The 13,229-nt window shown below is 71.3% G+C and carries 13 protein-coding genes; 7 read left to right on the forward strand and 6 right to left on the reverse strand.

The window, feature by feature from the left end:
* Positions 1–40 precede the first annotated feature (40 nt).
* Positions 41–1,294 (forward strand): MFS transporter, encoded by a 1,254-nt coding sequence (locus C6N31_RS02275; protein ID WP_187145317.1) that lies wholly within the window; start codon positions 41–43, stop codon positions 1,292–1,294.
* Positions 1,295–1,321: 27 nt separating this feature from the next.
* Here the strand turns inward: C6N31_RS02275 and C6N31_RS02280 are convergent, their stop codons facing one another.
* Entirely contained in the window at positions 1,322–2,767 is a 1,446-nt protein-coding gene (locus tag C6N31_RS02280) for a sensor histidine kinase (RefSeq protein WP_138352251.1), read from the reverse strand.
* A 75-nt stretch (positions 2,768–2,842) separates the two neighbouring features.
* Here C6N31_RS02280 and C6N31_RS02285 point away from each other — a divergent pair, with 75 nt between their 5' ends.
* Positions 2,843–3,025 carry a hypothetical protein gene (locus C6N31_RS02285; protein WP_187144988.1) on the forward strand — a complete coding sequence of 61 codons (183 nt, stop codon included), beginning with the start codon at positions 2,843–2,845 and terminating at the stop codon, positions 3,023–3,025.
* On the opposite strand, the gene C6N31_RS02290 is transcribed toward C6N31_RS02285, so the two are convergent.
* Positions 3,001–3,702, reverse strand: coding sequence for a response regulator transcription factor (locus C6N31_RS02290; RefSeq protein ID WP_138352252.1), 702 nt, complete (start codon positions 3,700–3,702; stop codon positions 3,001–3,003). The two genes, C6N31_RS02285 and C6N31_RS02290, sit on opposite strands and share 25 nt — an antisense overlap.
* 171 nt (positions 3,703–3,873) lie before the next feature.
* On the opposite strand from C6N31_RS02290, the gene C6N31_RS02295 reads away from it, so the two are divergent.
* The 4 genes from C6N31_RS02295 to C6N31_RS02310 all read left to right on the forward strand — a co-directional run bounded on the left by C6N31_RS02295 (position 3,874) and on the right by C6N31_RS02310 (position 8,759).
* On the forward strand, positions 3,874–6,594 hold the full coding sequence (locus tag C6N31_RS02295) for an MMPL family transporter (protein WP_198357062.1): 2,721 nt from the start codon (positions 3,874–3,876) through the stop codon (positions 6,592–6,594).
* A gap of 194 nt (positions 6,595–6,788) precedes the next feature.
* Positions 6,789–7,199, forward strand: coding sequence for a hypothetical protein (locus tag C6N31_RS02300; protein WP_138352253.1), 411 nt, complete (start codon positions 6,789–6,791; stop codon positions 7,197–7,199).
* 5 nt (positions 7,200–7,204) lie between these two features.
* Entirely contained in the window at positions 7,205–7,834 is a 630-nt protein-coding gene (locus C6N31_RS02305) for a thiol-disulfide oxidoreductase DCC family protein (RefSeq protein WP_138352254.1), read from the forward strand.
* 10 nt (positions 7,835–7,844) lie between these two features.
* The gene (locus C6N31_RS02310; RefSeq protein WP_244809360.1) at positions 7,845–8,759 is read left to right on the forward strand and encodes a TetR/AcrR family transcriptional regulator; all 915 of its coding nucleotides are present in this window, start codon (positions 7,845–7,847) and stop codon (positions 8,757–8,759) included.
* On the opposite strand, the gene C6N31_RS02315 is transcribed toward C6N31_RS02310, so the two are convergent.
* Together C6N31_RS02315 and C6N31_RS02320 are read right to left on the reverse strand one after the other, a co-directional pair.
* The gene (locus C6N31_RS02315) at positions 8,745–10,019 is read right to left on the reverse strand and encodes a metallophosphoesterase (protein WP_198357063.1); all 1,275 of its coding nucleotides are present in this window, start codon (positions 10,017–10,019) and stop codon (positions 8,745–8,747) included. The two genes, C6N31_RS02310 and C6N31_RS02315, sit on opposite strands and share 15 nt — an antisense overlap.
* The gene (locus C6N31_RS02320) at positions 10,019–10,363 is read right to left on the reverse strand and encodes an SCO4848 family membrane protein (RefSeq protein WP_232484671.1); all 345 of its coding nucleotides are present in this window, start codon (positions 10,361–10,363) and stop codon (positions 10,019–10,021) included. Before C6N31_RS02320 ends, C6N31_RS02315 begins: the two co-directional genes overlap by 1 nt.
* Before the next feature lie 138 nt (positions 10,364–10,501).
* On the opposite strand from C6N31_RS02320, the gene C6N31_RS02325 reads away from it, so the two are divergent.
* The gene (locus C6N31_RS02325; RefSeq protein WP_244809358.1) at positions 10,502–11,776 is read left to right on the forward strand and encodes a D-alanyl-D-alanine carboxypeptidase family protein; all 1,275 of its coding nucleotides are present in this window, start codon (positions 10,502–10,504) and stop codon (positions 11,774–11,776) included.
* 24 nt (positions 11,777–11,800) lie between these two features.
* Here the strand turns inward: C6N31_RS02325 and C6N31_RS02330 are convergent, their stop codons facing one another.
* Positions 11,801–12,727, reverse strand: coding sequence for a YihY/virulence factor BrkB family protein (locus C6N31_RS02330; RefSeq protein WP_138352258.1), 927 nt, complete (start codon positions 12,725–12,727; stop codon positions 11,801–11,803).
* A gap of 34 nt (positions 12,728–12,761) precedes the next feature.
* The gene (locus tag C6N31_RS02335) at positions 12,762–13,202 is read right to left on the reverse strand and encodes a GtrA family protein (protein WP_232484747.1); all 441 of its coding nucleotides are present in this window, start codon (positions 13,200–13,202) and stop codon (positions 12,762–12,764) included.
* Between the last annotated feature and the right edge of the window lie 27 nt (positions 13,203–13,229).

A 13,229-nucleotide genomic window follows, 5' to 3' on the forward strand; every position in this document is an offset into this window, starting at 1 on the left:
ATCGAATTATTCGTTGACGAAAGGTTCGGTACCGAAATACATTCTCCGCGTGACCCAACCACCCACGCACCCCCTCCGCCTGCACGCCTTCCGGCTGCTCTTCATCGGCCGCACCCTGTCCGCCCTCGGCGACGCCGTCGTCCCCGCCGCGCTGGCCATCGCCATCACCCGGGCGACCGACGGATCGGCCACCGCGCTCGCCGTCGTCCTCGGCTGCTCGATGGTCCCGAAGCTGCTCCTGCTCCCCCTCGGCGGCGTGTTCGGCGACCGCTTCGACGTCCGCAAGGTCGCGCTGACCACCGACCTCGTCCGGTGCGCCGCCCAGCTCTTCGTCGGCGCCGAACTCATCGGCAGCGACCCGCAGCTGCTGCACATAGCCGCCGCCGAAGTGGTCGGCGGCATCGCCTCCGCGTTCGCCATGCCGACCGCGTCGCCGCTGATCACCGGCACCACCGAAGGACCGGAACGGCAGAAGGCCAACTCCCTGATGGCCGCCGCGCGCAACGCCGCCTTCTTCGGCGGGCCCGGCGTCGCCGGGCTGCTGGTGTTCACCGCGGGGCCCGGCTGGGCCTTCGTCCTGGACGCGGCGACCTTCGCGGCCAGTGCGGCGCTGCTGGCCGCGATCCGGGTCCGGCGCACGCCCATCCCCCGCCGCTCGATGCGCGCCGACCTGGTCGAGGGCTGGTCCGAGGTGCGGTCCCGTGACTGGTACTGGACGAGCCTGATCGCGCACGCCACCTGGAACGGCGCCGCCGCCGTCCTCGCCACCCTCGGACCGATCGTCGCCCGCGAGCGGCTCGGCGGGGACGACGTCTGGATCTATCTGCTCCAGGCGGGTACCGCGGGCCTGGTCGTCGGCTCCCTGCTGGCCGGCCGCGCCAAGCTCTCCCGCCCCGTCCTGGTGGCCAACCTCGGCCTCGCGACCTACGCGCTGCCGCTGATCCTGCTCGCCCTGGCCGCGCCCGCCCCGCTGCTCATCGCCTCCTACGGCCTCGCCCTCTGCGCGCTCGGCTTCCTCAATCCGGTCTGGGAGACCACCGTCCAGCAGGCCGTGCCGGCCGGGGTGCTGGCCCGCGTCACGTCCTACGACTGGCTGCTCTCACTGGCCGCGATGCCGGTCGGCTACGCCGCCGCGCCGCTCGCCGCCAACGCGTGGGGGACGGCGACCCCGCTGGCGGTCGCGGCCGGCCTGGTGGCGGCGGCCTGCCTGGGGACGGCGCTGGTGCCGGGGGTGCGGCGGGTCGGCCGGGCCCCGGCGACGGCCGTGCAGCCGGTCCCTTCGACGGCCGGGTGAGCCGGAGCGGGCCTTCGGCGACAGGACCTAGCGTCCCGGCGCCGCCTCGCTCTCCACCACGAGTTCGGCCGGCCGGGCCGACGGGAGGGTGACGTGGACCGTGAGGCCGGTGCCCGGGGCGGTGTCGAGGCGGACGGAACCGTGGTGGGCGTCGACGGCGGCCTGGACGATCGACATGCCGAGGCCGGCGCCGCCGGTGTCCCGGGCCCGGTCGGGGTCGGCGCGGAAGAAGCGGTCGAAGGCCCGGGCGGCGTCCTGCGGGGACAGACCGGGGCCGGAGTCGGTGATCCGCAGCAGGACGTCCTCGTCCCGGCGGATGACCTCCACGGTCACCGGGGAGTCCGCGGGGGTGTGCACGCGGACGTTGCTGAGCAGGTTGCCGAGGATCTGCCGCAACTGCGCCTCGTCCCCCAGCACTTCCACACAGCCCGGCAGGATGAGTGCGATGGGCCGCTGCGGCTGCTGCATGGCGAGGTCGGCGACACCGTCCCTGACCAGCTGCGTGAGGTCGACAGGGCGCGGCACGAGCGCCGGCCGGTCCTCCAGCCGGGCGAGGGCGAGGAGCTCGTCGACGAGACGGCTCATCCGCAACGCCTCGGCGGAGACCCGGGTCAGGGCACGGTCCTTCTCGTCGGGGTCGAGCATGCCCTTCTCGTAGAGCTGGAGATAGCCGCGGACGGAGGCGAGCGGTGTGCGCAGCTCATGGGAGGCGTCGGCGAGGAACTGCCGGAGCTGGGCGGTGGCGCGCTCGCTGGTGGTGAGCGCCGTCTCGATCTGCTGGAGCATCGCGTTGAGGGCGGCGCTGAGCTGCTCGACCTCGGTGCTGCCGTGCGAGGCGGTGGCGATCCGCCGGGAGAGGTCGCCCTCGGAAATGGCGGACGCCGTCTCGACCATGTCCTCCAGCGGCTGCAGCCGCCGGCGGGCGGCGGTCAGCGAGCCCATGGCGAGCAGGCCCAGCAGCACGACGCTGTCGATGACCTCGACGATGAGGAGATGGCCGACCGCGCGCCGCACCCCGTTGAGCCGCATCCCCTTGACGACCATGGTGCCGTCGCCGAGCCGGGAGACCATCACCCGGTAGTAGCTGCCGTCGCTGTGCACGGTCGCGGCGTCGCCGGACGCCGCGAGGGCCTTCGGGTCCGGCATGGCCACCGCGAGACTGCGGCGCTCCTCGCCGAGGTTCGCCACGTTGCCCTCGCACACCGTGGAGATCCGGCCCTGGGGGTCGAGCACCAGGAAGAGGTCCTGGTCGAAGGCCTGGGCGACGACCTTGTTCCCGTCGTTGGTCTGCAGCATGCCGGCCATCGTGCAGAGCTGCTGCAGACCGCCGCTGGTGAACGGCGTGGAGGACAGCGCCTTCCGGGAGGTCTTCAGCGAGTCGTCTATCTCGCCGATCAGCATGGTGTACATGCCGATGAGGCTGGCGGCGCCCGCCATCACCAGGCCGATGGCCAGGAACGTGACGTTGGCCATCGTGAACCGCCCGCGCAGCGAGCGGGGGCGCGGCCAGAAGCAGCGCTTGCCGTCCAGGCGCGGCTTTCCACCGTCGTGACCACCACCTCCACCGTCGCGTCCACCGCCGTGACCACCACCTCCACCGTCGCGTCCACCGTCACGCCCACGGCCGCCTCCACCGTCGTACGTGCCGTATCCGCGCCGCGTTCCGGCTTCGCCCGCGCCGAACCCGAACGTCCCGAACCCGAGTCTCATGCCAGCGCCCGCAGCCCGTAGCCGATGCCGCGCCGGGTCTCGATCAGCGGCGGCCCGAGCCGGTCGAGCTTGCGCCGCAGGTAGCTGATGTACGTCTCGACGACGGTCGATTCGACGACCGTGTCGTACTGCCAGACGTGCTGCAGCAATTGCTCCTTGGTGACGATCCGCCCGGCGTTGCGCAGCAGGTGCCGCAGCAGGTTGTACTCGGTGGGGGTCAGGTCGACCGGCTCGCCCGCACGGCGGACGCTGTACGTCGCCTCGTCCATCTCCAGGTCGCCGTGGCGCAGCACCGGGTCGACGGCCTCCGGTTCGCGCCGGGTCCTGCGGAGCACCGCGTGCACCCGGGCGACGACCTCGTCCACGCCGAACGGCTTGGTGATGTAGTCGTCGCCGCCGAGGGCGAGCCCGCCGACGACGTCGCGCGGTGCGTCCCGGGCGGTCACGAAGATCACCGCGAGGTCGTCGCGTTCGGCGCGCAGCGTGCGGCAGACCTCCCAGCCGTTGCCGTCCGGCAGCATCACATCGAGCAGCACCAGATCGGGCCGGTGCTCGCGGGCGGCGATGACGGCCTGTCGGCCGGTGGCCGCGGTGTGCACCGTAAAGCCATGGTATTTCAGGGTAATTCGGAGAATGTCCGCGATGCCCGGCTCGTCTTCGACGATCAGTACGGTGGCCGGGCTCTCGGGGTTCTCCATGACTCGATTATCAGCAGTGCCGGCCCACAGACCCACTGGAGACAACTTGGGAGTTCCCTGAGAGATCCCGATTCACCTTGTAACGGCCCGGTCCCGGCACGGAGGCTGAACAGACTGCGGGAGATCCAACTCCGGCGGTGGACGTCGGCAGCGAGTGAAGGAGCTGGGACCGTGGCCTCATTGGCACGATGGTGCTTTAGGCGCAAGTGGCTGGTGATCGGGTTGTGGGTGCTCGTCATGGCCGGCTTCGGCGGCGCGGGCGGCGCCGCCGGGAGCGCCTACGCCAACGTCTTCGAGCTGCCGGGTACCGAGTCCGCGCAGGTTCTGAAGCTGATGGACAAGGCCTTCCCCGCTCAGGCGGGCGAGACCGACAACATCGTCTGGCACGTGGACCAGGGCTCCGTGCGGGACGCCGCGGTCCAGCAGAAGATGACCGCCGCTCTCCAGAGGATCAAGAGCGACGTGGCCGACGTCGGCACGATCGCGAGTCCGTACGCGCCGGAGGGCGCCGCGAAGATCAGCAAGGACGGCAGGACCGCCTACGCGGCCGTCACCTTCACCAAGCTCGGCAACGAGCTGGACAAGGAGGAGGTGAAGCAGCTCGTCGACATCGTGCACGACGCGGGGGGCAGCGGCCTGGAGGTCGAGGCCGGCGGCCAGGCGATCCAGATGGCCGAACAGCCTCCGCAGGGGCTGAGCGAGCTGGTCGGTGTCGCGGCCGCGGCCGTCGTCCTCTTCCTCGCGCTCGGTTCGGTCCTCGGCATGCTGATGCCGATCATCACCGCGCTGTTCGCCATCTTCACCGCCTCGTCCGCGATCCTCCTGCTCAGCCACGGCATGGCCGTCGCCGACTTCGCACCGGTCCTGGCCATGCTCGTGGGCCTGGGCGTGGGCATCGACTACGCGCTGTTCATCGTCACCCGGCACCGCAAGGGCATCCTGCGCGGGCTGACCCCGGAGGAGGCCGCCGTGACGGCGGTCAACACCTCGGGGCGCGCCGTGCTGTTCGCGGGCGGCACGGTCTGCATCGCGCTGCTCGGCATGTTCGCGATGGGTCTGAGTTTCCTCAACGGCGTCGCCATCGCCGCCTCGCTGACCGTCGTCCTGAGCGTCGCCGCGGCCATCACCCTGCTGCCCGCGATGCTCGGCGTCCTCGGCAACCGGGTGCTCTCCCGCCGCCAGCGGCGCAAGCTGGCCGCCAACGGCCCGGAGGCGAAGCTGGCCACCGGCGCCGCCGCCCGCTGGTCGTCATTCGTGGAGCGGCACCCGCGGGTGCTCTCCGTGATCGCGATCGCGATGATGGTCGCCCTGGCCGTGCCGGTGCTCTCCCTGCGCCTCGGCTCCTCCGACCAGGGCAACAACAAGGACACGACGACGACCCGCAAGGCGTACGACCTCCTCGCCGGCGGGTTCGGCGCGGGCTTCAACGGTCCGCTGACGATCCTCGCCGAAGTGAAGTCGGACACCGACAAGGCCGCCGTACAGACCCTGGTCGGCAAGCTCAACGCGACCAAGGGCATCACCTTCGCCGCGGCGCTGCCGATGCAGCCGGGCGCCGACATCGCCGTCATCCAGGCGGTGCCGGACACGTCACCGCAGGACAAGGCGACCTCGGACCTGATCGACCATCTGCGCGACGACGTCGTACCGGCTGCCGAGAAGGGCAGCACGATGCAGGCGTACGTCGGCGGCCAGACGGCGATGTACAAGGACTTCGCCTCGGTGCTGATGGGCAAGCTGCCGGTCTTCGTCGCGGTGATCATCGCGCTGGGCTTCGTCCTGCTGCTGATCGCCTTCCGCAGCCTCGTCGTTCCCCTGACGGCCGCGGTGATGAACCTGGCCGCGGCCGCCGCGTCCTTCGGTGTCCTGGTCGCGGCCTACCAGTGGGGCTGGGGCGGTGATCTGCTGCTCGCCAGCCGCGAGGGGCCGATCGAGGCGTTCCTCCCGGTCATCATGCTGTCGCTGCTCTTCGGTCTCTCCATGGACTACCAGGTCTTCCTGGTCAGCCGGATGCACGAGGAGTGGGTGCACACCAAGGACAACGCGCGCGCGGTACGCGTCGGCCTGGCCGAGACCAGCCGGGTGATCAACTCGGCGGCCGTCATCATGATCTGCGTCTTCACCGCCTTCGTCCTCAACGGGGAACGCGTCATCGCGATGTTCGGCGTCGGCCTGGCGGGAGCGGTCGCGCTCGACGCGTTCATCCTGCGGACCGTGCTCGTCCCCTCGCTGATGCACCTGTTCGGCAACGCCAACTGGTGGCTGCCGGAGTGGCTCGACAAGCGGCTGCCGCACCTGGCGGTCGAAGGTGCGCCGGACGAAGCCCCCGACGCTCCGGGAGCGGGTGTCGTCGTCCCGCTGCAGAAGGCCGGCGGCCCGTCCGTGCGCGGCACCGTCCGCGGGTCCTCAGGACTGCCGATCCCGCGCTCGGAGCTCACCCTGATCGCCGCCGACGGCCGCCAGGTCGGCCGGATCACGGCGGAGGAGGACGGTACGTACAGCCTGTCGACGCCCGGCAGCGGTTCGTACGTCCTGGTCGCCAACGCCGAGGGGCACCACCCGCAGACAGCGAGCGTCATGACGTCCGACCGTCCGGTCGAGTGCGATCTGCGGCTCAGCGGCACCGGGACCCTCACCGGCACGGTGCGCACCGCGAACGGCGAACCCGTCGACGACGCGCGGGTCGTGCTCCAGGACGCGGACGGCAAGGAGGTCGGCGTCGTCCACACGGGCAAGGACGGCGGCTACGCCTTCGCCGACCTCTACCCGGGCCGCTACACCCTGCTGACGATGGGCTACCCGCCCTTCCCGGCCACGGTCACGGTGGGCAGTGGTGAGGACGGCGACGGCGACGACAACCTCGACCTGGAGCTGAGCCACTCGCGCGACTGACCGGCCCCTCTCCTCTCTCGTAGAACCTTTCCGCAGAACCTCTCCGCCGAACGCCGGGCGGGCCTGATTCCTCAGGCCCGCCCGGCGTTCTTCGTTGCGCCGGAACTCGTGGTTGAACACGTTCAAAAATAGGTCTACAGTCATGCCTGTCAGAAGTTTTGAACACGTTCAAGTCTCTCGCAAAGGGATGGACCATGGACCTCACGGTCGTCGCGTACGTCGTCTACCTGCTCATCAGCATCGGGCTGACCATCTGGGTCGCGCGCACCCTCAGCACCAACGGGCGGATCTTCCTCGCCGACGTGCTGCACGGCAACGAGAAGCTCGCCGACGCCGTCAACCACCTCCTGGTGGTCGGCTTCTACCTCGTCAACTTCGGGTTCGTCGCCCTCTACCTCAAGAGCGCCGACGCGGTCGAGGACGCCCGCGGGCTCTTCGAGGCACTGTCGGTCAAGCTCGGGGTCGTCCTGCTCGTCCTCGGCGTCCTGCACCTCGGCAACGTCTTCATCCTCAACAAGATGCGCCGCCGGGGCATCATGGAGAAGGAGCAGATGCCGCCGGTGCCGCCGCAGGGCTGGGCCACCCCCGCCACCCCGGCGCTCTGACCACCATGACCGCCGACGCCACCCACGGCGCCCGCACCACCCACGCCGCGGAAGCCGCCCCGCAAGGGGCGGCGGCCCCCGCACCGGTCCGCCGGGACGCCCGTGTCCCGGTCCGCCGGCTGACCGTCCTGTACGACGCCGACTGCAGGCTCTGCACCTTCGTACGGGGCTGGCTCGTACGGCAGCGGCAGCTCGTCCCGCTGGACCTCGTCCCGGCCTGCTCCCCCGAGGCGCGCGGCCGGTACCCGGACCTCGACCACGCCTCGACCCTGAGCCGGATCACCGTCATCGGTGACCAGGGGCAGCTCTACACCGGCGACGCCGCCTGGATCGTCATCCTGTGGGCGCTCTCCGAGTACCGGCCGATGGCGCACCGCTTCAGCACCCCGGTCGGGGCGCCGCTCGCCCGGGCCGCGGTCCTGGCGGCCGCCAAGTACCGGGCGGCGACCAGCCCGTACGCCGGTTGGGGCCCCGCCCAGAACGGCCCGGGCCCTGCCCAGAACGGCTGGGGACCGGCCAGGACCGCCTGGGCACCGCCCAGGACGGACTGGGGGCGGGCCCGGAACCCCAGCACCGGAAGGCCGGTCATGCCGGCCCACGAGGACTGCGGCGATGCGTGCCGGCACGGCGGTTAGGCTCACCCTCGTGGAAGAAACTGACCGCCGCCCGTCCGACGACGCCGCCCCGGCCGCCGAACTGCCAGGCGGCCGGGCGCGACCGAAGACCGACAAGAGCGAGCTGACCCGGGCGCTCATCCTGGACACCGCGATGCGGATGTTCCAGGAGCGGGGCTACAACAAGACGACGATGCGGGCGATCGCAACCGAGGCCGGGGTGTCGGTCGGCAACGCCTACTACTACTTCGCGTCGAAGGAATACCTGATCCAGGGCTTCTACGACCGGATGACGCACGAGCACGCGGCCGACGCCCACGCCAAGATGGCCGGCGTCACCGACTTCTCCAAGCGCCTGGAGATCGCCCTCACCTCGTGGGTGGACTGCGCGGCGCCGTACCACGAGTTCGCGTCGCAGTTCTTCCGCACGGCGGCCGACCCGGACAGCCCGCTCAGCCCGTTCTCGAACGAGTCGCACCCGGCCCGCGCCACCGCCGTCGCCATCTTCGACGAGGTGCTGAACGGTTCGGACCTGGCCCCCAAGCTCGACGCCGAACTGGCCGAACTCCTCCCGGACCTGCTGTGGCTGCACCTCATGATCGTGGTGCTGTACTGGGTCTTCGACCGCACCGACGACACCGAACGCACCCGGAACTTCGTCAAGCGGTGCACCCCGCTGGTGGCGAAGGTCGTCAGCCTCTCGCGCTACCGGGTGTTCCGGCCGCTGGTCAGGGACGCCAAGGGGCTCATCCACGACTTCATCCTGCCGACGTTCATCTCGGCCCAGAAGTCGTCGGGAGGCGGCGGGGACGCGAAGACCTCCGGTACGGCCGGCACCGAAGCTCCCGCGGCCGGCACCGGACCCGCAGCCGCCGAACCCGTCGCGAAGGCACCCGTCAAGCGGGCGGCGAAGCGCGCCGCGAAGCGGGCGTCACGCGCGCAGTGACACCAGCTTCACGATGGTGATGTCCGACGGCGCCCCGACCCGTACCGGCGGGCCCCAGGCGCCCGCGCCGCGGGTCACGTACAACTGGGTGTCGCCGTACCGGTCGAGCCCCGCCACCGTGGGGTTCGCCAGCTCCGCGATGTAGTTGCCGGGCCAGAGCTGGCCGCCGTGCGTGTGTCCCGAGAGCTGCAGGTCCACGCCGTGCTTCACCGCTTCGTGGATCATCACCGGCTGGTGCGCCAGCAGGACGGCGGCCCGGGTGCGGTCCCGGTCACCGAGCGCCTTGCCGTAGTCCGGCGCGGCGTGGTGGTCCGCGCCGGAGATGTCGTTGACGCCCGCGAGGTCGAAGCCGGGCAGCTCCACCCGGGCGTTCTCCAGCGGGTGGACGCCCAGTTCCCGGACGAAGTCGACCCACGGTGCCGCGCCCGAGAAGTACTCGTGGTTGCCGGTGACGAAGAACGAGCCGTGCCGGGCCCGCAGCTGGGCGAGCGGCTCGGCGGCCGGCCCCAGGTCGGCCACGGTCCCGTCGACCAGGTCGCCGACGATCGCCACCAGGTCGGGGCGCGCGCCGTTGATCGTGTCGACGATCCGCTGGGTGTGCGCCCGCCCCAGGATCGGGCCGAGGTGGATGTCGCTGACCACCGCGATCCGGTAACCGTCCGCCCGTGCGGGCAGCTTCGCGAGCGGTACGGTCACGTTCTTCAGCCGGGGACCGCGCAGGACGCCGTACGTGCCGTAGCCGACGGTTCCGGCGGCCGCGGCACCGGCCGCGACGGCGACGGTGCGGGCGACGAACTGCCGCCGAGTGGCGGCGGCGGGCTCGTCGGTTGCTGCCGGGACCGCCGGTGGAGCTGTGGCCGTCGCTTCCGGTGCTGGTGCCGTTGCCGTTGCCGTTGCCGGTACCGCCACCAGAACCGCTTCCTCCGGTGCTGTCCGGGCCGCCCGGCGGTCGAGTGCGCGCCGCAGCAGGGGCCGTACCGCCTCGCCCACCAGCAGCGCGAACGTCAGATAGATCAGCACCGCGAGCCACAGATAGCCCGGCCAGGCCAGCCACCGCTCGCCCGCCAGCGGCAGGGCGCGGCCGCCGATCAGCGCGCCCAGGCTGGTCAGCGGGAGGACGAAGGCGAGCACCGTCCCGATCCGCCGGTACCGGCCGCGGGGTGCCGACACATCGCGGACCAGGCGCCGCCACAGGTAACGGTGCAGGGCGGCGAAGAGCGCCAGGACGGCCAGCCCGCCCAGGACGAAGACGACGATCACTAAACGGCGGCCGTGTCGGAGGGGTGCCGCCCGGCATCGGACCCGGCGGCCGTACCCACATCGGTCCCGGCGGCCGTACCGGCATCGGTCCCGGCCGTGGTCCCGGCGGCTTCGCGCTTCAGGATCCGCAGCGACCGCAGCCCGAGCGCGCCGATCGCCGTTCCCAGCAGGAACGAGGTGATCGCGAGCGTCAGATGCACCCAGAAGTACGCGGTCGGGGAGCCGTTGTCGAAGGCGAGCCCGCTGACGTCCTTCCACAGGTTCTTGACGAAGGTGGTCCAGACGATCCAGGACCACACGCCGAAGGCGACCAGGAACCAGGAGACGGGGCGGTTGAGCTTCATACACCCAGTATGGAGACTCCCGCACGGCAACGGCCGACGGGGTCCGGATGGTTCCACGTCAGGGGCGTGCGAATCCTCACCCGTCCGCAGGACAACCGAAGGGCGCGCGTTCCGCCACCAGGACTGTACGTTCGCCTGGTGTCCAAGCCTGCACCCGCCTTCCGCCGTTCCCTGCTGGTCCTGTGCGCCGCCGCGCTGGTGTCCGGCCCGCTCCTCGCGTCCCCTGCCCACGCGGACGGCAGAACGAAGGAGCCGGTGCCTCCTGCCACTATGTCGAAGGTCGGCGGCGACCGGCTCGGGGTGCCCGGCACCCAGGTGGAACCGGACGCCGGCAGCCCGCCGCTGCCGAAGCTCACCGCCCGTTCGTGGATCGTCGCGGACGCGAAGACCGGTGAGGTGCTCGCCGCGCACAACGCGCACTGGCAACTGGCTCCCGCCAGCACCCTGAAGATGCTGTTCGCCGACACCGTGCTGCCCAAATTCGAGAAGACCCAGGTGCACACGGTCGCCGACTCCGACCTGAGCGGCATGGGCGAGGGCAGCAGCCTCGTCGGCATCAAGGAGAAGCTCAGCTACACGGTCCACGACCTGTGGCTCGGGGTCTTCCTGCACTCGGGCAACGACGCCGTGCACGTCCTCGCCACCATGAACGGCGGCGTCGACAAGACCGTGCAGGAGATGAACGCCCAGGCCAAGGAGTTGCAGGCCGACGACACGCATGTCGTGTCGCCCGACGGCTACGACATGCCGGGGCAGGTCAGCAGCGCCTACGACCTCACGCTCTTCGCCCGGTCGGGGCTGAAGAACCCGGACTTCCGCGAGTACTGCGCGACGGCCGTCGCCAAGTTCCCCGGCGAGTACAAGGACCTCAAGACGGGCAAGCCGTCGAAGACGCGCTCGACCTTCGACATACAGAACACCGACCGCCTGCTGACCGGCCTGGGCGTCCGCCGCTACCCGGGCCTGCTCGGGGTGAAGAACGGATTCACCACCAACGCGGGCAACACCTTCACCGGCGCCGCCGAACGCGACGGGCGCACCCTGCTGGTCACCGTGATGCACCCGGCCGCGGGCAGCAACGAGGTCTACAAGGAGACGGCCGCCCTGCTGGACTGGGGCTTCAAGGCCGCCCCCACCGTGAAGCCGGTCGGCACCCTGGTCCCGACGCGGAGCGCCGCCAAGGCCAACGCCCCCGCCCCGGACCCGGACACGAAGGGCCCCGCGCAGGCCACGGTCGCCGGCACGTCCAGCTCGCACGGCATGTGGACCTTCGCCGGCATCGCCGCCGGCGCGCTGGCCCTGATCGCCGCCGCCGTCCTCCTGGTACGCCGCCGCCGCGCCACCCCGGCCCTGACCCTCCCGGACGACTCCCGCCCCTCCCGCCGCAAGTCGCGCGACGGAACCACCGACTGACCGAACCCGGACCACCGTCCGGGTTCAGGCGGGGTGGACGGCTCCGGGGTGGTCTTCCGTGGGCTTCGGCTCGGTGGCGGGCTCCGGCGCCGTCGCGGGGTCGTCCTTGGGCGGGACGGCTGTCCAGGAGGCGCAGAAGAGGAGCAGTTTGGCCATGAAGTTGAACCAGAGGAGCAGCGCGACGGGGACGCCGAAGGCGCCGTACATGCTCTTGGCGGCGACGTTCTGCAGATAGCCGCTGAGGACCAGCTTGAGGATCTCGAAGCCGAAGGCGCCGATGAGACCCGCGACGACGACCCGGCGGCGCGGGGGTTCGACGCCGGGCAGCAGGGTGAGCAGGACGACGATGAGCACGAAGTCCGCGACGACGGCGATGCAGAAGCCCGCGGCGGTGAGGAGGAACCGGCCGGGGCTGCTGTGTTCGAGACCGAGCGCGTCGGCGGCCCACCCGACGGCGGCGGTCGCGAAGGCGGAGGAGGCCAGCGACACGATGGCGGCGGCGCCGAGGCCGAGCAGGATCCCGCCGTCCTTGAGCCGGCCGATGACCGGGTTCTCGTCCTCGTCGTCCTTCTCCCAGACCGCGCGCAGGCAGTCGCGGAGCGACGCGACCCAGCCGAGGCCGGTGAAGAGCAGCAGCGCGCCCGCGATGAGGCCGACGGTGGCGGCGTTCTCGACCAGGCCGTTGATGTTCAGCTGGTCGGAGATGCCCGGGACCTGCTCGGAGACCTGCTTCTGGAGGTCCTGGAGCTGCTGGTCGGAGAGCAGGGCCGCGCCGATCGCCGCGGCGACGGTGATCAGCGGGAAGAGGGAGAGGAAGCTGGTGAACGTGACGGCCGCGGCCAGCCGGCTCCAGTGCACCTCCTGGAGGTGCTCGAAGGAACGCCAGGCGTGGGTGCGCATCAGCCGGGCGATCCACGGGCCGATCCACCGCAGTTTCGTCAGCCACTCCATGTGATCCACTCCATGTCTGCGCGCCTACCCTCCGTCAGCGCGCGCATTCCCGGGACGGGGCCGGGGCCGCGGACGGTCCCGGCCGTCCGAAGACGAAGGTCCGCGTCCCCCAGAAACGCAGCGCGGTGGCCAGTGCCATGCCGATGCCGGCGCCCGAGATCACGTCCGCGCGCGGGGTGGTGAGCCCGAGGACGTAGTGCGACAGGGCCAGGCACAGGAGCTGTACCACCGCGCCCGCCACGTTGAACGCGAAGAAGATGCCGTACTGCCGGGCGCGGCTCACGGACGGCGGGCGGCCGCGGTAGGTGCCCAGCGCGTTGCCGGCGTAGGCGACCGTGCAACCGGCGAGGAAGGACAGCGCCTTGGCGGTGAGCGGGCCGAAGCCGCCGGGGCCGCGCAGCCAGATGAACAGCCCGAGGTCGACGGCGTAGGCGGCGGCGCCGGCCAGCGCGAATCCGAGGATCTCGGAGCGCAGGACGGAACCGGTGCCGCGCTCGGTGCC

This window comes from Streptomyces fildesensis, from assembly GCF_016107395.1.
In the GTDB taxonomy this organism is placed as follows: domain Bacteria; phylum Actinomycetota; class Actinomycetes; order Streptomycetales; family Streptomycetaceae; genus Actinacidiphila; species Actinacidiphila fildesensis.